Origin of the sequence: Halobaculum halobium (assembly GCF_030127145.1) — an archaeon.
Taxonomy (GTDB): domain Archaea; phylum Halobacteriota; class Halobacteria; order Halobacteriales; family Haloferacaceae; genus Halobaculum; species Halobaculum halobium.
On sequence record NZ_CP126159.1, the window covers coordinates 228214 to 249606 of the forward strand.

The window sequence follows — 21393 nt, forward strand, 5'->3', positions numbered from 1 at the left end:
CGGCCCTCGCGACCCCGCCGATTCCCAGTCGCTGGGAGTCGGCCACACCCACGTAGGGAAGGGCGTCCCTCCGGTCGGACGATGACCGACGCGGACCAACGGACCCACACGGCCAGGCGCGTGCGGGTTGACGAGCCCCGGGCGGACGACTCCACGGAGTGGGAGGTGTTCCTCCGCGGATCGGCCGCCGATCCGCTCCGGCACGCGGGCAGCGTCACCGCACCATCATCCGACGTGGCACACGAGCAAGCGAGCACGCTCTTCCCGGATGCCTCCACGCTGTGGCTGATGCGAAGCGACAGTGTCGCCCGTTTCACCGAACGCGACCTCGGCGTGGAGTACGACGGGGACGCGGCCGCAGCCGGCGACGGGGGTGTCGAATCGTGATCTCCGTCAGCAAGTTGTTGTACAACCTCGACGCCGAGGGCGACGGGCTCAGATACGGCGACGCCGACTCCACGGCCGAGCAGATACGCGAGCGGAAACAGGAGCGACCGGTCGTCGTCTGGAACGGGACGAAACGGTGCAACCTCTCGTGTTCCCACTGCTATGCGGGCGCCGACGTGGGCGCCGCTCCCGGAGAGCTCACGACCGCCGAGGCAAAGGGGATGCTGGACGAGCTCGCCGACTACGGCGCTCCTGTCGTGCTCTTCTCGGGGGGTGAACCCCTCGTTCGCGAGGACCTCCCCGAACTGGTCGCACACGCGAGCGACGCCGGGATCCGCCCGGTGCTGTCGACCAACGGAACGTTACTCACCCGGGACCGGGCCCGCGAACTCCGCGACGCCGGACTCGCGTACGCGGGGATCTCCGTCGACGGTCGTCGCGAGGTCAACGACGCCTTCCGCGGACAGGAGGGCGCCTTCGACGCCGCCGTCGACGGCATCGAGGCGTGTCTCGACGTGGGGCTGAAGACCGGCCTGCGCTACACGGTCACCGATGACACCGTCCCGGATATGGAGGCCGTAGTCGACCTGCTCACAGACGTCGGCGTCGACCGGTTCTGCTTCTATCACCTCGCGTACGGCGGCCGGGGCGTCCCTGACGCCGACATCACGCCCGAGACCCGTCGGGACGCGGTCGAGCGCCTCGTCGACCTCACGCGCCAGTACCACGAGGACGGCGAGGAGATCGAGACGCTGCTGGTGGGTAACTACTGCGACGCCGCCTACCTCGTCGAGTACGCCCGCCGCGAGTTCGGCCCCGAACGCGCCGAGCGAGTCCGCCGCTACCTCGAGGTCAACGGCGGCGACCCGGCCGGCGAGCGCGTCGCCGACATCGACTATCAGGGGAACGTCCACGCGACGCAGTTCTGGCAGTCGTACTCGCTCGGGAACGTCCGCGATCGCCCCTTCGGCGACATCTGGGAGGACGAATCGAACCCCCTGATCGACCGCCTCCGGGACCGGCCCGACAGCCTCGGTGAGGAGTGTCGTAGCTGCGCGTACAGCGACATCTGCCGGGGCGCCTCACGCCTGCGCGCGCTCACGGTCGACGGCGAGTTCGGCGCCCGCGATCCGCAGTGCTACCTCACGCCGGACGAGCGCGCCGGCGACGGCGCATTCGGCGTCGGGTCGCCGCCGTCGCAGGCGGACTGACGACTGCAACCGAGTGCGATATCGCCTCCGCACTATCCGTCTGCCACCCCATCGAACGTGTTCGGGGAACGGTTGAGGGGTGCCAGCCGCTGAATATCCCGTATGAGCGCAGTTGACGCCGAGACGGCCGAGCGCGACGACGAGCGAGCCGTCACTACCGTCGAGGTGAAAGGGACCGGGCGGCTGTACGACGCCCTGCCGGCACACCGCTTCGAGTACACGTTCGAAGGGACGACGCTTCGGGAGTTCCTCGACGCGTTCCTCGACGAGCACGACGTGGTGGAGTTCCTCATCGCCGAGACACCGGCTGAGGAAGTCGCACACGGCTGGGCGCCCGCACCCGAAGAACTCCCAGACGACTTCACCGCGAACCCCGAGGGCGATCGAACACGGGCGTACGCGCGGATCGCGATTAACGGCCGGTTCAACGAGCACCTCGGCGGCTTCGACACCGAACTCGCGGACGGAGACCGCGTCGCGCTGATGTACCCGTTCATGTACTGCTGCTGATCGTATCGCGCGTCCGGAGTTCCCGGTACAACCGTACCGACCTCCACGATGATGTACCTAACCCGGAGAGACTGACTACGTCGTTTACAGCTGATTCCCCCGGTCGGAGCTCGTCGCCCGGCGTCGGCGGGGTCGGCTCTGCTGAATTCCTCAGAAGGCGACAGATTTCGACCCGGATGTGGTCGGTACGGAGGGGACGCGTATTCGTTGCTAACGTTTGTACACCAACCAATATGACAGTGGGAGTGTCACCGCGAGGACCACCAACGTCCCGATAATTTGGTTGTAGACATCTGGGGGAGATACCTGCGCAGCGATAGCGAACCCCAGAATGATCAGAAGAGACTCGTAGATCACGAACCGAGAACGACGTGACAAGTTCATACTGTTGATGTATGCGATCTCACGGATAAACTGTGTCAAACCTACTGGATTTTTGCGACCGGCAGTTTCAGCCCATTTCGTGCCCGAAGAATCGTATTTCAACAGAGTCGGGGAGGGAGACCTTTTGAGAAAGGGCTTTAGTCGATGATCGAAACACATAGGTATGCATATTCTCTGCGTCGATGACGACGCGAATTTCTTGGATCTCACGACAACATTTTTACAACGTAACCTTCCTGCGGCAACGATACACACTGCCACCCGCGTCGGAGACGCACAGACGCTCATCGAAACAGAGCCGATCGTGTGCGTCGTGAGTGATTACGAGATGCCGGACCAGAACGGGCTGGAGTTCTTACAGTCCGTCCGTGAGACGCATGCGGAGCTGCCGTTTATTCTCTTCACTGGAAAGGGCTCAGAAGAGATCGCCAGCGACGCCATCTCTGTCGGAGTAACTGATTACCTCCAGAAACGTGGCCCCGAACAGTACGAGCGGCTTGCCGAGCGCATTCGTCATGCGGTTACCGAGTACCAAACCCAGCACGAACTTCAAGAACGAGTGAAGGAACTCACTGCGATTCAAACCATTAGCGATCTACTCACCGCCAGTGACGATCAGTCGGACGAGCAACTCCAGCAAATCGCAACCTACCTTCCAAAGGCGCTGCAGTTCCCTGAGGCGGCAGTTTCTTCGATCTCCCTCGATGAGACTGAATTCAGGTCTCCCGAGTACGAAGCACCGGTGGATCAACTCACCGTCCAAGACGTGACCACCGCTGGCAACGAACTCGAACTTACGATCGGCTACACGGATCACTCCGTGGCTGAGACCGACGGTGACGCGTTTCTGCCTGAAGAACGTGAGCTACTCACAACGATTCTGCAGCTCATCACGGGGTACCTTGACCGCAAACACGTCCTCTCGGATCTCCAAGAGGCGGACCGCCGTCTCAACCTCATTCTCAACAATACGACTGCAGTGATGTATCTGAAAGATACTGATGGGCGATACGTGTTCGTGAATGCCGAATACGAGCGCTTAGTAGACGCGGACAACACGGAGATCGTTGGAAGCAGTGATGAGGACATTCACCCACCGGACGTCGCTGCGGCTGTCCAAGCGAACGACCGCCGCGTCGTTGAGACGGGCGAACCGATCGAGGTCGAAGAGCGACTCACGGTGAACGGTGCTGAGCGAACGTATCTCTCATTAAAAGTTCCCGCACTGGGTGGCGCTGGCAACGTGGAAGGCGTGTTCGGCGTGTCTACAGAAATAACACAGCGAAAAGAACGCGAACGGCAACTCGAAGCGCTCAACCGGGAGATCTCACAGTTCTTGTCTGCCGAGACGGCTGAGGACGTCGCCGAACGAGGGGTCGTCGCCGCTCGTGAGATATTGGACTTACAGGCGAACTCCATCCATTTGTACGACGCCGAAACCGATGAGTTGGTGCCTGCTGCGTACACTGATGCTGTGCTGGAGCTTATCGGTACCCCCCCGTCGTTTCATGACGGAGAGAGTATCGCGTGGCGGGTGTTCGAGGACGGAACTGCAACGGCGATCGATGATGTCCAGACTGACCCGGATATCTATAACCCGGAGACGCCGATCCGCAGCGAGTTGCATCTCCCGCTGGGCGAGTACGGGACGCTGCTAGCCGGATCACCAACCCCCTCGCAGTTCGATTCACAAGACGTCGTGATCGGTGAACTACTCGCTACGCATCTAACCACTGCGCTTTCAAAAGTCAATACCGAGCAAGCGTTACGGGAGCGAGAAGCGGAGTTAGAGTCTCAAAATGAGCGGCTTGAACAGTTCGCCAGTATGGTTTCACACGATCTTCGCAATCCGCTCTCAGTCGCGTCCGGGCATCTCGAACGCTATCAGCAAACCGGCGAGGAATCACACCTCGACACGATCGACACCTCCCTTACTCGAATCCAGGAACTCATCACTGACCTCACGACGCTCGCACGTCACGGCATCCCTGACGAAAACCACGAGCCGGTTTCGGTCGCTGAGGTGGCCCACGACGCATGGGAACTGGTCGACACACGGTCGGCAACCCTGTCGACGGATCCGTGTACAGTGAATGGAGACGAAAGCCAGATCTTGGCACTCTTCGAGAATCTCTTCCGGAACGCGGTCGGGCACGGCGGCGACGACGTCACTGTTCGCGTCGGGCCACTTGAGGACGGCTTCTACGTCGAAGACACCGGCGACGGTATTCCGGCTGACGAACGTGACTCCGTGTTCGAGCACGGCTACACGACAGGCTACAGCGGGAGCGGTATCGGCCTCACGATTGTCTCTCGCATCGCCCAAGGTCACGATTGGGACGTTACCCTCACAGACAGCACTGAAGGCGGTGCACGCTTTGAGTTCCGAGAGACAGGGTCAGCAGAACCTGCCGATTGTTGACTCGCAACAGCAGCTATTGTCCGATGTGGAGGCTTTCAACGGAGCTCACGAACTGCGACCGAATCAGTTCCTCTGGTGGATACTTCGAGACAACCTCTCTCGTTCCGAAGGACGAGGGGGCGGTACCCCCGACAACGCATCCACCTACGACACCCTCGCTGTGGATGTAACACACCACAGCTCGTTATCGTACGTGTGCCCACGCCGACTTGCTGCCAAGACGGATTTGATCATCCCTTGCAACACACGGTTCGAAAGAGCGGTCGAAACATGTTCGCCAGCGTCCCCGAGGAGCCGGAACCGCGGACGGACTAACCCGGCTGACGGGAGTATCGCCGACCGGCATGAAGGTAACCAGACGAACCCTGGCGAAGGCGCTCGTCGTGGCCTTCGTCGTGAACCTCGTCGTGATGGGCGCCGGCGCCGCGTTGGCCTACGAGGAGGCGCCGCCCATCCCCGACCGGATCGTCGGGCCGGACGGGGAGACGATCGCCACGGGCGACGACGTACAGGCCGGCAAGGCGGCGTTCCAGCGTGACGGGCTCATGAATCACGGGTCGATCCTGGGCAACGGGGCGTACTTCGGCCCCGACTACACCGCCGACGCGCTCGACCTGAAGACCGAGGCGATGCGCGAGTACTACGCCGAGAAGCGCTATGGCGACGCGTACGACGACCTCTCAGAGGCGGAGCGCGCCGCCGTCGACGCGCGCGTGAAGTCCGACCTCGACGACGGATCGCCCGGCGACGGCGTCATCGAGTACTCCGCCGCGGAGGCGTACGCCCACGAGCAGGTCCGTGAGACGTACGTCGAGCGCTACCACGAGGGCTCCGACGCGCGCGGCGTTCCGGTGGACATGATCGACTCGGAGGAGGACGCGCGGCGCTTCGCGGACTTCGCGCTGTGGACCGCGTGGTTCTCACACACCGATCGGCCGGGCGCGGAACACAGCTACACGAACGACTGGCCGCCCGCCCCCGCCGCCGGAAACACCCCCGGCGCGTCCGCGATGACGTGGAGCGTTATCGCGATGGTGCTGCTCGTCGCGGGCGCCGGCGTCGGCATCTGGCTGTACTCGTCGATCGATCTCCCCGAGCCGTCGGCCGAGGGCGTCGACGTGCCCCACCCTGACGACATCGACCTCCTCCCGAGTCAGTCGGCCGCGCTGTGGTTCGTTCCCGTCGCGGCGCTGCTGTTCCTCGCGCAGACGCTGCTCGGGGGACTGCTCGCCCACTACTACATCGAGCGACACGCGTTCTTCGGGCTGGAGACGATACCCGGGTTGGGCGTCGACGTCCTCCAGGTGCTGCCGTTCGCGATGGCGAAGACGTGGCACATCGACCTTGGGATCCTCTGGATCGCCACGCTGTGGCTCGGCGCGGGGCTGTTCCTCCCGCCGCTACTCACCGGATACGAGCCCGATAACCAAGCGCAGTACGTGAAGGGACTACTCGTCGCGCTCGTCGTCGTCGTGGTCGGCGGACTCTCGGGCATTTGGCTCGGCGCCCACGGTTACTTCGACGGCGACCTGTGGTGGATCCTCGGCAACGAGGGACTGGAGTACTTGGAAGTCGGGAAGCTCTGGCAGGCCGGCCTGCTCGCCGGCTTCATTGGGTGGGCCGCGCTCGCCGCGCGCGGACTGAAGCCGCTGTTGAAGCGGGAGACGCCGTACGGGCTCGCGCACATGATCCTCTATGCGGGCGGATCCATCGCGCTGCTGTTCACCGCGGGGTTCATGTTCACGCCGCAGACGAACATCGCGGTGACGGAGTTCTGGCGCTGGTGGGTCGTCCACATGTGGGTCGAGGGCGCCTTCGAGTTCTTCATCGTCGCCGTCGTCGCGATGACGCTGGTGTCGATGAACCTCCTGCGGCGACGCTCGGCGGAGAAGGCGGTCTTGCTGGAGGCGCTACTCGTGATGGGTACGGGTGTCATCGGCGTCAGCCACCACTACTGGTGGATCGGGATGCCCGACATCTGGGTGCCCATCGGGAGCGTGTTCTCGACGCTGGAGCTGATCCCGCTCGTCTTCATCCTCTTCGAGGCGATCAACGAGTACCGGGCGCTCGCCGGCAGCGGCGAGTCGTTCCCGTACACGCTGCCGTTCATGTTCATCATCGCCTCCGGCGTGTGGAACTTCGTCGGCGCGGGCGTGCTCGGCTTCTTCATCAACCTCCCGCTGATCAACTACTACGAGCACGGCACCTACCTCACGGTCGGTCACGCCCACGCCGCGATGTTCGGCGCGTTCGGCTTCCTCGCCATCGGCATGGCAACCTACGTCCTCCGGTTCACCGTCTCGGACTGGAGCGGTCGACGCCTCCGGTGGGCGTTCTGGCTGTGGAACGTCGGCCTCGCGCTGATGGTGTTCGTCTCCGTCCTCCCGGTCGGGTTCGTCCAACTGGAGGTGTCGTTCACCGAGGGGTACGACGCCGCGCGCTCGCTGGCGTTCTACAACCGGCCGCTCATCCAGTCGCTGTTCTGGGCGCGGCTCCCCGGCGACACGCTCATCATCCTCGGGACGGCGCTGTTCACCTACGACGTGGCCGCGAAGCTGACCGCGCGCCGCGTCGCCGACGACCCCGAGCGCGTCCCCAGCGGGGCGGTTCGGCCGTTCCTCGAAGACGACGACTAACCGGGAGCCTCCCGGATTCGCTGGTTCTCTTTTACCTCCCACGCGAACCAGTTCGGTCGAGTCCCGCACCGTCGGGAACCACGAACTCGGTTGATGTGGTGTCCACCCATACGTGCAACTGCGAGGTGCCCACTGATGCCCACGACGCGACGCACGACGCTGAAGGCGCTCGGAACCGGTGCGGGCGGGGCTGCCCTCGCCGGGTGTGCGGCCGACGCGCCGACCGACGAACAGACTGAGACTGCGCGGCAGACGACGGAGAAGGCGAGCGGAAAGCCGACGTCGAGCCGCGTCGCGGCCGACCCGACCGATGTCCCGGCGCCGATCGACCGTGACACCTCGGAGACGGTCGAGGTCGACCTGACCGCGAGGGAGGTGCGCGCCGAGATCGAAGACGGCGTCGTCTACGACTACATGACGTTCGACGGGCAGATCCCCGGGCCGATGATCCGGGTCCGCCGCGGCGACACCGTCCGGGTGACCTTGACGAACGCCGAGGAGAACGCGATGCCGCACAACGTCGACTTCCACGCGTGTTACGGGCCCGGCGGCGGCGCCGAAGACACCACCGTCGCGCCCGGCGAGTCGGCGACGATCCAGTTCCGCGCGGAGTACCCGGGCGCGTTCATCTACCACTGCGCCGTCGCGAACATGGACTACCACATCGCTTCGGGGATGTTCGGCATGATCCTCGTCGAGCCGGAGGGCGGGCTCCCCGAGGTCGACCGGGAGTTCTACGTCGGTCAACACGAGATCTACACGGACAAACCCGCAGGCGAGAAGGGGCGACACAGCTTCGACCTCGCGTCGATGAAGGCGGAAGACCCCACGTACGTCGTACTCAACGGCCAGAAATACGGGCTCACGCCCGACCGATTCGGTGCGATGAGCGCCGAGACCGGCGAGACCGCACGCGTGTTCATGGTCACGGGCGGACCGAACCTCAACAGTAACTTCCACCCGATCGGCAACGTCTGGACCGACGCCTATCGAGACGGCGCGCTCGCGAGTGACCCCGAGCACTTCGTCCAGACGATGAACGTCCCGCCGGGCAGCTGTATGGTCGGCACGATGGACTTCCCGGTGCCCGAGAACATCAAACTCGTCGACCACGCGCTCTCGCGCGTCGCGCGCAAGGGCATGCTCGGAATCGTCTCGGTCGACGGCGAAGAGAACCCCGAGGTGTTCGATCCCTCGCCGTAGCGCCGCAACACCGGCAGTTACGAACGCGCCGCAGGAAGTCTGACCGTCGCCTCGCCGTCGCCGTCGGGACTCGTTCCGACGGTCAGCGAGCCGCCGTGAAACTCGATCACCCACTTCGAGAGCCACAGTCCGAGGCCGCTGCTGTGGCGCAGTTGCGTCTCGATCTCGTCGCCGTTGATCAGCGTGCGCTCGTCGTCCGGGAACCCGTCCCCGTCGTCGAGCACGCGGAGTTCGACTTCGTCGCCGACACGGCGTTCCGAGACCCGCACGTCTCCCGGGTCGCCGCCGTGCTCTATCGCGTTCTCGACCAGCTCGACGACCGCGTTCACGACGTAGTCGCCGCCGCGGACCGCTGGCTCGCCGTCCGAGTCGATCCGCAGCGAGGCGTCCGGATACTCGTCGCGCAGTGACCCCCGGCGGTCGTCGAGCGCGGCGCTCACCACCACCGAGGAGTCGGTGTCGGCATCGCCCTCAAGTAGCTCGTCGATGACTTTGACCCGCGACTGCGTCTCGCTCAGCTCCCGCCCGATCGACGCGATTTGCGCTGCCACCTCGTCGTTGCTCTCGGGGGTGTTCCCCGCGCCGGTCCCTCCGTCTCGGATGCGATCGCTGTACCCGACCAGCATCTGCGCGGCGTGGCGGAGGTCGTGACGGACGAACCGGTTCACGACGGCCGCCTTCCGCTGCTGGTCGGCGACCGTCCGCGCGCGGATCCGCCGCACGTCGTTGACCCCGATCAACACGTGAGCGAAGGCGCTCACGCCGACGATCACCGCGCCCGACAGCAGCGGCGCGGCGACGCGTCCGCCCTCGGCGAGTTGAAACGCGCTGACCAGCGCGAGCACGGCGACCGTCACTACCACGCCGAGCGTGTTCCAGGCGGCGACCCGAAGGAGGTGGTCGGAGGTAACCGAACTCCGATACAGCGCCGGTCCCGAAACCGCGAACGCGACGCCGAGCACGAGCACAGCACCGACGATGATTCCGCTCGAGATGCCTGACACGCCCCGAGACAAGTACGTTCCGCCGACTCCGACCAGGCCGAATCCAGTGACGCTGATCAACGCCGCCGCCATCCCCCGTCGCAAATCCATTAGACTGGGCACTCCAGCGAGCGTAAAAACGGCGTTGGTTTCGGTAGTCGAGACTGCGCGAACGAACACATTCGGGGATAGACCGACCCGAACGCCGCCAGTACTATTTCCCGATGAGCGTCGACACCGACCAGAGGGACGAGGAGACAGAGGGTGACACGGCGACAGCTTCCACCGAAACGGACGACGATGTCCACGACACCTCGTGGTCCGCGAAGCTGGAGGAGCCGAGGCACGCCGACGACAGAGCCGTCGTGGTGGCGGAGGCGATCGACGCCGTCGAACGGACGGCCGACGGCGTCCACGTGAATCTCGTCACGCACGGCGACCACGGCCACCCCGAGACGTACCTGTTCCCCGCGCTGGCCGAGCGGTTCGGCGACACCGCCGACTGTGAGTTCGTCGACCGCTGCGGGTGCGGCGGCTACGTCACGCGCGTCCGACGGTAACCGAGCAGTCGCGTTCGGCGGTTCGATAGCGTTCAACCTCAGCCGCTTCCGTACGCCGGGTAGTGTCCAGGATGACGGGTTCTCAACTGAGCGATCGGGTACCACCGATATCGTGAGCTACCCTTGGCGTCCTCGTTGACAGAATCCACCAGAGAGCGGCTGACCAGCGCGCTGCTCAGTCTTCGGTGGCCGCGAGTGGGGAGCGTTCGGGGTCGACGTCGAGCGTGTCTTCCGCGAACCGCTTGATCACCTTCCCCTCGGCGCGGTGGAGCCGCTCGCTCGCGGTCGACTTCGCGATCCCTTGCTTGTCAGCCAGTTCGGTCAGCGTCGTTTCCCGCGGGGTGTCGTAGTAGCCCGTCCGGATCGCCGCGGCGAGCAGCGTTCGCTGGCCCTCCGTGAGGAGGTCTTCTGCGTCGATGGCGTCGTGGACGTAGTCGACGACGTAGTCCATCCCCATCGTCTCCAAGGCGGTCGCGAACGCCGAGAGCCGGTCGCGCGATCCGGCGACGGTGAGCCGGGCGGTCCCGCCCGTGACCTCGACGGGATACTCGACGGGAAGCCGTGAGTCACGGAGCGGCAACAGGAGCCTGGGATCGGTCGTCTCGACTCGGATGATCGCCTCACGGACGTCCTCGGCCGCCCGCTGGAGTTCGACCTCCCCGACGCTATCGGCGGCTTCGATGTCGCGAACGACCGTCGGGGCGTCGTCGTCACGAAGCGCGACGAGCGCGACCCCGCCCTGTTCGGTCGGCAGGACCGATAGCACCGACAGCGTCGCATCCGGATGCGAACGGGTCACCTCAGCGACCCACACGTCCTCCGGGAGCGTCACCTCAAGCCGCGCGCGAGCCACACCGGATCACCTCTCCCCGTCGTGTTGCGTCGATGCCGGTCGACTCCCGCCGTCGGTTCGATATCCGACCTGCCCGGGTCCGTCGTCATCCTCGCCGAACAGGAGGACGAACAGCCCGAACACGAGCGGCGACAGCGCCGCGCCGATCCCCCCACCGAGCAGCAGCAGCGCGGGAGCGTCACCGGCGCCTCCGCCCCCGTCGGATCCGCCGCTCGCACCGCCGGCTGCCGACTCGTTCGTCTCGCCGCCAGCGTCCGTCGCGGTCGACGTCTCGGTACCGCCTGTCTCGGTGGCTCCGCCGTCGTCGCCCGATGCGCCGACCTCCGCGTCGCCGACGACGATGGCGCCCTTCATGCCCAGCGCCTTGTGCGGGGTACAGGCGTATCGGTAGACGCCCGCCTCCTCGGCGGTGTACTCGAACGTGTGCCCGGCCTCACCGACCAGCTCCGATTCGAAGGAGGCGTCGCCCTCGGCGACGACGTTGTGCGAACCGCCGTTCCCGGTCCACTCGAACGTGACGGTCGCTCCGGGGTCGACGCGGACTGCCGCAGGGCCGAAGCCGTACGCCCCGCCGTTGGCCTCCGTCCCGACTTCGACGGTCACTGCGTCGGCACCCGTCTCGTCGACGACGCCGTCGTAGTTGCTCACGTTCGAGAACCACTCCTCGAGTTCCCCCGACGATTGCGCGGCCGCCGGCGTCGTGGCGGCCCCGCCGACCGCTGCCGCGGTTCCGCCAGCGAGTGCGGTTCGAAGGACAGTCCGCCGTGACACCGAGCATGTTCCGGAGTCTGCCATACATGTTCGGCTTGTGCTCCGGTGGTAAAGTGGGGCCACGCTGGATCCCAACGACTGGGAACAACCGGTACGGGGCCCCGCTAACTCAGATTCGCCACGACGCCGCCCGGACGTCGCCGCGATCGCGACTCGCCGACCCGCCCCCTCGAGCGAGGCGAGTACACACGAGTTTAAACCCGTAGGCCGATCAGAACAGGTATGCGTGGAAACGATCCCGAGCGACGGGACCGACCAGCGGGAAGCGGCTCCGAACACGACGGACCGGCGGCAACGAGGTCGGGCCGATGAATCCGAACCGCGTCGACTCCTTCGTCGACTTGACGTACGGCCTCCTGATCGCGTTGGCTGTCGGGCTCATTCTCGTGCTCGGCACGGAGGTGGGTGTCGCGTTCGGACTGGGCGTTATCGTCTCGTTCGTCATTCACATCGCCTGGAAGATGGCCCGGTTCGACCCTCAGTGGATGACCACCGAAGTCCAGCAGACGGTGGAGAAGACGGTCGCGGACACCGTTGACGAGACCGTCCAAGAGGTCGAGCAGTCGGTCGCCGAGACCGTCGACGAGTCCGTCGGCGAGACGGTCGAGCAGACGGTCGCGGACACGGTAGACAAGACGGTAGAGGAGAAGGTCGGAGAGACGGTGGAGAAGACGGTCGGCGAAACCGTCGAGGAGACGGTCGAAAAGACGGTCGGAGAGACGGTGGAGAAGACGGTGGAAGAGAAGGTCGGAGAGACGGTGGAGAAGACGGTCGACGAGACGGTCGACGAGACGGTGGAGGAGAAGGTCGGAGAGACGGTGGAGAAGACGGTCGAGGAGACAGTCGACGAAACGGTCGGTGAGACGGTGGAGAAGACCGTGGAGAAGACGATGGAGGAGAAGGTCGGAGAGACGGTTGAAGAGGCGGTCGAACGCTCCGTCGGCGAACAACTCGGCGAGGGTGGAGAGGGTACGGACCCCGACGCCGAATCCGATGGCAACGTCACCGCGGTGAGCGGCGACTTCGATCGCGACCCTGATGATGACTCCGAGGGCGATTCCGAGAGCGACTCCGAGGAAGACGAAGACGATCAGTCGGCCGACGCCTGACCACGAGAGAACAAGGTCTTAGGGGTGGGCACAGTAGTATAGATACCTATGGTCGAGCTACTCCTTCTCATCGGTGTGGTCGTTTCGATGTTCGTCGGCTACAATATCGGGGGGTCAACGACGGGCCCCGCATTCGGACCGGCGGTCGGCGCCGGCGCGGTGTCGAAGTCGACCGCGGCCGCGCTGATGACGACGTTCTTCTTCATTGGCGCGTGGACGATCGGCAGACGAGTCGTCGATACGCTCGGCTCCGACCTAGTCACGTCGTCGGGCGTGTTCACGTTGGAGACGAGTATCGGCGTCCTGTTTTTCATCGGATTGGCGCTGTTCGTAGGCAACGTCTTCGGGGTCCCCGCGTCGACATCGATGACCGCCGTGGGAGCGATCGCCGGGTTGGGCGTCGCGAACAACGCGCTCGACTGGGCGGTCATGGGCGGGATCGTGATCTGGTGGGTCGTTGCGCCGGTCATCGGCTTCTGGGTGTCGCTGATCATCGGCCGCTACTTCTACGCTCGACTCGACGGCATGCTGGCGATGGGCCAAACCGAGGGCGCGGTACTCGACGTCGACCGAACGGACGGAGTCATCCCGAGCGTGTCTATCAACGACGACGCGAGTCGCCGGGAAGCGATCGGGGTCGCGGCAGTCATCGTGATCGGCTGTCTGATGGCGTTCAGTTCGGGGACGAGCAACATTGCCAACGCCATCGCGCCGCTGGTCGGCGCAGGTGCGCTGGAAATGAACCCCGGTATCATCATCGGCGGGTTGGCCGTCGGGGTCGGCTCGTTCACGATCGCCCGCCGAACGCTCGACACGATGGGCAGCGACATCACCGAGCTCCCGCTGACGGCAGCCATCATCGTGGCGACGGTGTCGGCGGCGCTTGTCGTGTTCCTCTCGTTCATCGGCATTCCCGCGAGCTTCGTGGTCATCGCCACGATGTCGATCATCGGGCTGGGGTGGGGACGCGCGACCCGACCGATCACCGTCTCGGACGCCGTTAGGGGTGAGGCCGACGAGACGCCGCCGGTGTCCGTCCACGCCCTCGCTGCCGACGGCGACGGGGAGTCCGCCCCGCCGATCGGCGAGGAGGACCCGGCGGACATCCCGTCACCCGGCGAGCTATTCGATCCCGCGACGACCGCTCGCGTCGTCGTCATGCAGAACGTCGTCCCGCTCATCTCGACGGTCGGCGCCTTCCTCACCTTCCGGTACGCGCCGTTCTTCTGACCGGAACCGCCAGCTTTCGGCAAGCCTAAAAACCTCCGGCGATAGCGACTGGTATGGACCAACGGTCGTACGACTTGGACGACGTGAGTGTCGTCATGGGGGCGTACAACGAAGCGGAGGCGATCGGCCCGGTGCTCGACGACATCGAGGCGGCGACGGACGGCCGCGCCGAGGTCGTCGTGGTCGACAGTTCCGACGACGGAACCGGCGACATCGCCCGGGAGAGCGGCGCCCGTGTCGTCGACCAGCCCCCCAGCGGCTACGGTGCGGCGGTTCGGCGCGCGCTGTACGAGGCGAGCAACCCTGTCCGGATCACCACCGACTGCGACGGCACTTACCCGATGGATCGGATCCCGGACTTCCTCGCGCTCATCAACGACGGGTACGACGTAGTCAGCGGGGACCGCCTGTACCACGGCGCAGACACGATGCCGGCGATGAACCGGCTCGGCAACCGCGCGTTCGCCGCGGTCGCGAGCGCGCTCGGCGGCCACACCCTCCACGACGTGACGACCGGCATGCGCGCGTACCACGAGGACGTGATACAGTCGATCCAGTGGACGGAGAACACCGGCCTGTCCGCGGAACTGCTGATCCGCCCCGCGATGCGCGGCTACCGGATCCGTCAAGAGCCCATCGAGTACGACGAGCGACTCGGCGAGACGAAACTCGACCCCTTCTCCGGCGGCGCCGAGATCGGCAAGTCGATCCTGAAGTGTTGTCTCGAGGAGCGGGTCCGGAACCGTCGATAACGGGGAGGAACCTGACAGTCGGCTTCCTCACTCGCAGGTGGAACCGGGGCGGCCGTGTCGCCATCCGAGAGAAACGTTGTTGCCGCTGTGAATCCATAGTGCACGCAGCGATAGGTATCTTCGTGTTGTCGGCCCGATAGGTGAACCCGAGTGCCCCTGCACGCGGTCGAAGACGTGGACGACGCGTACCGAGCGACGAAGGCCCTGCTGTGGCCCGTCGATCGCAGCGTGTGGCTGAAACTCGCCGTCGTGGTCCTGTTCGCCGCCGGCCCCGGCGGTGGATTCTCCGGCGCACAAACGTCCGCACCGATCGAGGGCGGCGGATCGGGGGGGTCCCCGGGAATGGGGCTTCCCGGCGGGATCCAGTCGCCGGGGGCGATCGGCGGCGCGGAGTGGCTCGTCATCGCCGCGATCGTCGGCATCATCTCGATCATCGTGCTCGGATCGCTGTTCGTCGGGTCGGTCATGGAGTTCGTCCTCGTCGAGTCGATACGCACGGAGACGGTCTCCCTGCGCGAGTACTGGGGACGCCGGTGGCCACAGGGGGTACGGCTGTTCGGCTTCCGGCTGCTGCTCGGTCTGGTGGGACTCGGCGGCCTCGCGCTCGTCGCGGCGCTGATCGTCGTCCCGCTGGTCCTCGATGTCGGAGGCGGAATCGGAGCCCCGATCCTCTCGCTGCTTGCGGTGTTGCCACTCCTCGCGGTGTTGGCACTTCTCACCGGCCTGATCGACGGCTTCACGACCGTGTTCGTGGTCCCGATCATGATCCGCGAAGAGCGAACGCTGCTCGGCGCCTGGGGTCGACTCTGGCCGACGATCACCGCCGAGCCGTGGCAGTACCTCGCGTACGTCGCGGTGAGCGTCGTGTTGTCCGTCGTCGGCGGGATCGTCTCTGCGCTGGCCGTCGGCGTCGGCGCGGTGGCGCTGTTGGTCCCCTTCGGGCTGCTCGCGGCGGGTGGCGTGTTCGTCGCGACGGCGGTCGAGCCGCTGGGCATCGGGATCGTCGTGTTCGCCGCGCTGTTGTTCGGACTCGCCCTGATCGCGGTCGCGGCTCTCGTGCAAGTGCCGATCGTCGTCTATCTCAGATACTACGCGCTGTTCGTCCTCGGGGACATCGAGGGGTCGCTCGACCTGATCACCGACCGCCGCGCGGCCGTTCGAGTCGCCGACGGCGGCACTGCTGGCGAGCGCCCCGGGAATGCCGCCGCCGACACAGACGACGGAGGGGCTGACACAGACGAGACTGAGTAAGCGTCGCGGTCGGCGACGCCGAAGCGATCACTCACGCCTCCGACGACAGCGTCACCTCGGCACCGCGGTCGACCGGCTGCTCGCCGACGCCGACCGGGACACAGCGAGTGGGGACGGGACACCGCTCGACGGTCGCCGTCAGCGCACGCGCGGTCCCGTCGATCCGCTCGTACGGGAACGACAGGCGGTAGCTGTACCCGCTCGCGGGGCCGGTGGAGACGAACACCTCCACGTCTATCTCGTCGCCGTCGTCCAGCGACAGGACGGCGCCACCGCCGTCACCCTGCCCGCCGCCGACGGTGAGGTTCTCCCCGCGGACCCGGAGTTCACCGTCGTCGACGACCATCGACAGCGACAGCGGGCCGCCGGAGTCGGTCGCAACGAGGTACGTCGACCCGCGGTCCCCGGTCACGCGGACGGTCGTTGACTCGACGGACTCCGGACGTTCCAGCGTCGCGTTCAGATAGATCCGCTCGCCGGCGACCCGTTCGACGGGCCGCACCACTCCACGGACCGTGGAATCGTCCGTCGGCACCCACGATCCGGCGTACACGTAGCGGTACAGATCTCGGTCTGGGTACGTGCGTGCGACCTCCAGTTCCCGCGTGCCCGCCAGGGCGTACACCCGGGGGCCGTCGTGGCGGGGGTCGTTGCGAAGCGCCTGGAACGGGTGGTTGAGCCACGGGCCGTACGGCGTGGGGACGAACACGACCGAGCCCGGGGGCACCGCCGCGCCGGGGTCGCCGTCGGCGACGAGCGGCCCGTAGCCGGCGCGTAGTTCCTCCGTCACTGCCTCGTTGCGTTCGACGGTGTCACCGACGGCGCCGGTGGCGACGCCGCCCGCGGCCGCGCCGGCGACGAGGAGCGTGGCCGTCGCGACCGCACGCGCGTGGCGCGGGTCGATTTCGTCCGCGCGCTCCGCGAGGAGGCCGCGCCCCCGCGCAGTCCGTCCGCGAGCGCGACGCACGCGACCGCCGCGAACACCGCCGTCGGGACGATGAGATCGTAGTGGTAGTACGGACCGAGGTAGTAGATCAGGCCGTCGGTGCGCACCTCCAGCGCGCCGAGGACGTTGAAGTTCCCCCAGAAGGCGACGTTGCCGGCGGCGACCGTGAGGAACGTCCCCGCCAGCAGCCCGCGGCGGACGCGCCTGCCGTGGAGCGCGCCGGCTTCGCGATGCGTGTCGGCGTCGCCGCCCGCGTTGCGGGCGCCCGGGACTCCACGACCGACGAGCGCGAGCCCCACGCCGGCGGCGGCCACAGTCGCGCCAAGCGACCCCGCGACGACCCAGTCGGTGAACAGCGTCTCCAGCACCAGCCGGTTCGCCTCGATTCCCAGTTCCGGCGTGTAGTCGACCTCGTGTCCGAGAATCGCGCGCTCGCCGAAGCCGATTCCGTCCTCGGGAGCGAACGCGAGATACGGGAACACGAACGGGTCGCCGGTGACGAACGCGTTGTACCCGAGCGCGGCGAGCACGCCCGCGGTTCCCAGTGTTGCGGTGATCAGACGGCGGGCGAACAGTCGACGGGCGGGTTCGGCGGCCGGTCCGTTCACGAGTCCCGCGATCGCCGGCGGAACCCGCCACGCCCCGGACCGGCTGAGCGTGACGACCGCGTGCCCGACGAACGGGAGCGCGAACAACACCGCGGTGTACGGCCGAGAAAAGAAGGCGAGGCCGACGGCCGCGCCCGCGAGCGTCGCGTCGCGGCGGCTCTCGCGTCGCTCTCCCCGCAGATACCAGACGGCGAACGCGACGTTCAGCGCTGCCGTGAGCGCGTACGGGAGGAAGACGCCGCTGTGGACGACGAACAGCGGCGTCGCGAGCAGCAGCACCCCCGCGAGCGCCCCGACGCGCGCGTCGAACAGTTCGCGGCCCAGCGCGACGGTGCCAGCGACCAATCCGGCGGCGATCCCCGCGAGCGCGACCGTGTACCCGCCCAGCAGCTTCCCGAGCGCGAACACCGTCGACGGGACGGGCGCGTACTTCGAGTAGAGGCCGCGCTCGCTCTCGACGAAGAACCACGGTCGGAACGCGTCCTCGACCGGTGGCCGGAGGAAGACCTGCCCGGACAGGAGCATGTCAGCCTGCTGGAGGTAGACGCCCTCGTCGTGGTTGAGCGAGCGAAACGGGAACACGCCGGCTGCGACCGCGAACGCGACGGCGGCGCCGACGAACGCGAGGACGATCGCGGCGACGCGGCCGGCGTCGAATCGATCTCGGAGTGTCGGCGCGTCGGTCATCTACTCGGCGGGATACCACGCGAGCGCGTGGTCGGCGACGAGCGTCACCGCGACGGGTTCGCCCACGTCGAACTCCTCAGTGTGGTTGTGGAGGCAGCGCAGGACAGTCCCGTCGTTGAGCTTCACGTGGTACACGAACGATGGGCCGGTGTACTGTCGGCGGACCACCTCGCCGTCGGCGTCGCCGTCGGCGACCGGGGTGGCGCGGAGGTCGTCCGGTCGAACCAGCACGTCGACGTGGCTGCCGACGTAGCCGTCGCCCAGTCCCTTCAGCAGGTCGCTGTCGTACGATCCGACGGTCGTCTCGATCTGGCGTTCGCCGACCCGTGCGGGGAGGAAACTCGCCTGTCCGAGGAACGAGGCGACGAACCGGGAGGTCGGGTGTTCGAACACCTCGCCCGGGTCGCCGACCTGCTCGACCGTACCGTCGTTGACGACGGCGACGCGGTCGGAGATTGACAGCGCCTCCTCCTGATCGTGGGTGACCGAGACGGCGGTCACGCCCGTCTCGTCGAGGATCCGTTTCACCTCCTCGCGCATCCGAACCCGAAGGCTCACGTCGAGGTTCGAGAACGGTTCGTCGAGCAGCAACACGTCCGGCTCCGGGGCGAGCGACCGCGCGAGGGCAACCCGCTGGCGTTGCCCGCCCGACAGATCTGTCACCGAGCGATCGCCGTAGTCACCGAGCCCGACCAGATCCAGTAGGTCCGCCACCCGATCGTCGGCGGTCTCGGAGTCCGGGTCGTCGAGCCCGAACGCGATATTCTCGGCGACAGTGAGGTGCGGGAACAGCGCGAACTCTTGGAACACGAGTCCCACGTCGCGCTCCTCGGGCGGGGTCGCCGCCCCGTCGCCCGCCACCACGTCGCCGGCGACGGAGATTGTGCCGTCGGAGGGCGTCTCCAGCCCGGCGATCATTCGCAGCGTCGTCGTCTTGCCACAGCCGGACGGGCCAAGCAGGGTGACAAGTTCGCCCTCACGGACGGTCAGATCGAGGCCCGAGACCGCCGTCTCTGAGCCGTACCGCTTGACAACGTTCTCGAGTTCCAAGACCGGCTTTCCCGTCGGTCCGGCCGCGTCGCTGACGGCGTCACCGACGACGGGGTCTGACGATTCGTCGCCGCTCGAACTCGGTGCAGCGCCGTCGGGCGCGCCCACGGCCGTCCCGCCGTCGGCTCGCTCGGGTCGGCTGGCGTCTCGATCGGCGTCGTGTGTGTCGTCATGCATCGTCTGAACGGGTGAGCAGCGGTACCATCGAAAGGCCGGAGACGGCCACTAACACGAGCGCCGGCAGGGCGGCGCGACCGTAGTACCCGGCTTCCTGAACACGCCAGATGTAGGTCACTATCGTTGTAAACCCTGTCGGATGCAGAATGAGCGTCGTGTCCAACTCCTTCATCGTCGTGAGGAACACGAGCGCGGCCCCCGCGACCAGCCCCGGGGAGATGAGCGGCAGCGTCACCCGACGGAACGCGCCGCGGGGGTCCTCGCCCAGCAATCGGGCGGCGCCGACGAGGTCGCGGTCGACGCCGAGCACGGACGACCGCGTCGACCCGACCGCCTGCGGGAGGAACCGGACGACGTACGCGAACACTAACAGCGGCAGCGACTGGTACACCACCCGGGCCGCGTTGGCGCCGAACGTCTCCAGCAGCCACCGGCTGGAGAAGAACACGAGCGCCAGCCCGAGGACGACCCCGGGCATCGCGTACCCGAGGTACGTCGCGCGATCGACCGCCTTCGCCAACAGCGAGTTCGACCGCCCGGCGTAGTAGGCGACCGGAAGCGCGAGCACCACCGTAGCGGCCGCCGTCAGGACGGCGACGTACGCCGAGTTCGTCGCGAACTCGGGCCGGAACGCGAGGCCACCCCCGCTGTACCCCGGCCCGGAGCGCACGAGCCACATCGTGAGGATGCCTACCGGGAGCGCCAGCGTGAACAGACTCACGAACGCGGGGACGGCCGCCGCGAGCCAGCGGAACGGGCCCAGCGAGACGACCGTCTTCACCGACGAGGGCGTCCCGTACCCCGCGGCGGTGTCGCCGCTGACGCGCGATTCCAGCGAGAGGATCACCGCAGTGACGGCGAGGAGCTGTATCGACAGCATCGTCGCGTTCGACCGCCCGACGCCGAAACTGTTCAACTCGACGTAGATCACGCGGGTGAACACGTCGAGGCGCATGATCGCGGGCGTTCCGAAGTCCGAGAGCGTGTACAGCGCGACCAACAGCGCGCCCGCGGTCACCCCCGGCGCGATCTGCGGCAGGATCACCCGCCGGAACGCCTGCGGATAGCTGTGGTTGAGCGTGCGGGCCGCCTCCAGCTGCGTCGTGTCGAACGAGAGCAGCGACGCGCGCGTCGTGAGGAACACGTACGGGTACGTGAACAGCGTCAACACGAGCGTCGTGCCGCCGAGCCCGTACACCGTCGGGATGTAGGGATTCACGAACCCAAGTCCGTACTGAGCGAACAGATCCGGCAGCGCGCCGCTGGGGCCGAACGCCGAGACGTACGCGAACGCTCCGATGTAGCTGGGGACGACCAGCGGGAGCGCCGCGAGCACGGTCCAGAACCGCCTGAACGGGAGGTCGGTCTGAACCGTCAACACTGCCAGCGGCACGCCCAACGCGATCGAGGCGCCGGTCACCAGCCCGACGAGCGCGAGGCTGTTGACGAGCACCTCCGTGGTCGTCTCCGAGGTCAACAGTGAGAGGGCGTCGGCGAGGGCCAGCTCCGAGGCGCTGATGAACAGCCACAACAGCGGCGAGAGCACCGCGGCCGCGACGCCCGCAGCCAACAGGACGACCGCCACGCTGGGCTGATCGTCGTCGCTGGCGAACAGTCCGCGGACCCGACCGAAGCCCTCGCCGGGGGCCATCTCAGACCGCCT

19 protein-coding genes are annotated in these 21393 nt (G+C 66.6%); 11 read left to right on the plus strand and 8 right to left on the minus strand.

The genetic code is table 11. The features are described 5' to 3' along the window. The first annotated feature begins 81 nt into the window (after positions 1-81). From P0Y41_RS16035 to P0Y41_RS16045, 3 genes are all read left to right on the plus strand, one after another. Positions 82-387 (plus strand): Htur_1727 family rSAM-partnered candidate RiPP, encoded by a 306-nt coding sequence (locus tag P0Y41_RS16035; protein ID WP_284063792.1) that lies wholly within the window; start codon positions 82-84, stop codon positions 385-387. Continuing rightward, a complete protein-coding gene (locus tag P0Y41_RS16040; RefSeq protein ID WP_284063793.1) occupies positions 384-1598 on the plus strand; it encodes a TIGR04347 family pseudo-SAM/SPASM protein in 1215 nt (404 codons plus the stop codon). The genes P0Y41_RS16035 and P0Y41_RS16040 overlap by 4 nt, the downstream gene beginning before the upstream one ends. 102 nt (positions 1599-1700) lie before the next feature. Further along, positions 1701-2108: a MoaD/ThiS family protein gene (locus tag P0Y41_RS16045; protein ID WP_284063794.1), complete on the plus strand. Its 408-nt coding sequence runs from the start codon at positions 1701-1703 to the stop codon at positions 2106-2108. Between the two features lie 210 nt (positions 2109-2318). Here P0Y41_RS16045 and P0Y41_RS18080 read toward each other — a convergent pair whose 3' ends face one another. Then, on the minus strand, positions 2319-2651 hold the full coding sequence (locus P0Y41_RS18080; RefSeq protein WP_432764899.1) for a DUF7534 family protein: 333 nt from the start codon (positions 2649-2651) through the stop codon (positions 2319-2321). 4 nt (positions 2652-2655) lie between these two features. On the opposite strand from P0Y41_RS18080, the gene P0Y41_RS16050 reads away from it, so the two are divergent. The 3 genes from P0Y41_RS16050 to nirK all read left to right on the plus strand — a co-directional run bounded on the left by P0Y41_RS16050 (position 2656) and on the right by nirK (position 8753). Next, positions 2656-4914, plus strand: a complete 2259-nt coding sequence (locus tag P0Y41_RS16050) for a PAS domain-containing protein (protein WP_284063795.1) — start codon at positions 2656-2658, stop codon at positions 4912-4914. Positions 4915-5258: 344 nt separating this feature from the next. Beyond that, a complete protein-coding gene (locus tag P0Y41_RS16055) occupies positions 5259-7550 on the plus strand; it encodes a nitric-oxide reductase large subunit (protein ID WP_284063444.1) in 2292 nt (763 codons plus the stop codon). Between the two features lie 132 nt (positions 7551-7682). Beyond that, positions 7683-8753, plus strand: a complete 1071-nt coding sequence (gene nirK, locus P0Y41_RS16060) for a copper-containing nitrite reductase (protein ID WP_284063803.1) — start codon at positions 7683-7685, stop codon at positions 8751-8753. Positions 8754-8770: 17 nt separating this feature from the next. Here nirK and P0Y41_RS16065 read toward each other — a convergent pair whose 3' ends face one another. Beyond that, positions 8771-9847 (minus strand): sensor histidine kinase, encoded by a 1077-nt coding sequence (locus P0Y41_RS16065; protein WP_284063445.1) that lies wholly within the window; start codon positions 9845-9847, stop codon positions 8771-8773. Positions 9848-9960: 113 nt separating this feature from the next. On the opposite strand from P0Y41_RS16065, the gene P0Y41_RS16070 reads away from it, so the two are divergent. Then, positions 9961-10296, plus strand: coding sequence for a CGCGG family putative rSAM-modified RiPP protein (locus P0Y41_RS16070; protein ID WP_284063446.1), 336 nt, complete (start codon positions 9961-9963; stop codon positions 10294-10296). A 175-nt stretch (positions 10297-10471) separates the two neighbouring features. Here the strand turns inward: P0Y41_RS16070 and P0Y41_RS16075 are convergent, their stop codons facing one another. Together P0Y41_RS16075 and P0Y41_RS16080 are read right to left on the minus strand one after the other, a co-directional pair. After that, complete coding sequence (locus tag P0Y41_RS16075) at positions 10472-11149, minus strand: helix-turn-helix domain-containing protein (RefSeq protein WP_284063447.1); 678 nt, start codon at positions 11147-11149, stop codon at positions 10472-10474. Between the two features lie 6 nt (positions 11150-11155). Further along, the gene (locus P0Y41_RS16080) at positions 11156-11944 is read right to left on the minus strand and encodes a halocyanin domain-containing protein (protein WP_321170867.1); all 789 of its coding nucleotides are present in this window, start codon (positions 11942-11944) and stop codon (positions 11156-11158) included. 284 nt (positions 11945-12228) lie between these two features. Here P0Y41_RS16080 and P0Y41_RS16085 point away from each other — a divergent pair, with 284 nt between their 5' ends. The 4 genes from P0Y41_RS16085 to P0Y41_RS16100 all read left to right on the plus strand — a co-directional run bounded on the left by P0Y41_RS16085 (position 12229) and on the right by P0Y41_RS16100 (position 16262). Beyond that, a complete protein-coding gene (locus P0Y41_RS16085; RefSeq protein WP_284063448.1) occupies positions 12229-13029 on the plus strand; it encodes a hypothetical protein in 801 nt (266 codons plus the stop codon). Between the two features lie 48 nt (positions 13030-13077). Then, positions 13078-14259 (plus strand): inorganic phosphate transporter, encoded by a 1182-nt coding sequence (locus P0Y41_RS16090; RefSeq protein WP_284063449.1) that lies wholly within the window; start codon positions 13078-13080, stop codon positions 14257-14259. Positions 14260-14312: 53 nt separating this feature from the next. After that, a complete protein-coding gene (locus P0Y41_RS16095; protein ID WP_284063450.1) occupies positions 14313-15011 on the plus strand; it encodes a dolichyl-phosphate hexose transferase in 699 nt (232 codons plus the stop codon). Between the two features lie 150 nt (positions 15012-15161). Beyond that, entirely contained in the window at positions 15162-16262 is a 1101-nt protein-coding gene (locus P0Y41_RS16100) for a DUF7544 domain-containing protein (RefSeq protein ID WP_284063451.1), read from the plus strand. Positions 16263-16293: 31 nt separating this feature from the next. On the opposite strand, the gene P0Y41_RS16105 is transcribed toward P0Y41_RS16100, so the two are convergent. The 4 genes from P0Y41_RS16105 to P0Y41_RS16120 are packed head-to-tail and all read right to left on the minus strand — an operon-like array spanning position 16294 to position 21381. Next, entirely contained in the window at positions 16294-17052 is a 759-nt protein-coding gene (locus P0Y41_RS16105; protein ID WP_284063452.1) for a DUF7846 domain-containing protein, read from the minus strand. Beyond that, positions 17049-18503 (minus strand): ArnT family glycosyltransferase, encoded by a 1455-nt coding sequence (locus P0Y41_RS16110; RefSeq protein WP_284063453.1) that lies wholly within the window; start codon positions 18501-18503, stop codon positions 17049-17051. The genes P0Y41_RS16105 and P0Y41_RS16110 overlap by 4 nt, the downstream gene beginning before the upstream one ends. Further along, positions 18504-19730, minus strand: a complete 1227-nt coding sequence (locus P0Y41_RS16115) for an ABC transporter ATP-binding protein (protein ID WP_284063454.1) — start codon at positions 19728-19730, stop codon at positions 18504-18506. After that, the gene (locus P0Y41_RS16120) at positions 19723-21381 is read right to left on the minus strand and encodes an ABC transporter permease (protein ID WP_284063455.1); all 1659 of its coding nucleotides are present in this window, start codon (positions 21379-21381) and stop codon (positions 19723-19725) included. Before P0Y41_RS16120 ends, P0Y41_RS16115 begins: the two co-directional genes overlap by 8 nt. Positions 21382-21393: the final 12 nt, after the last annotated feature.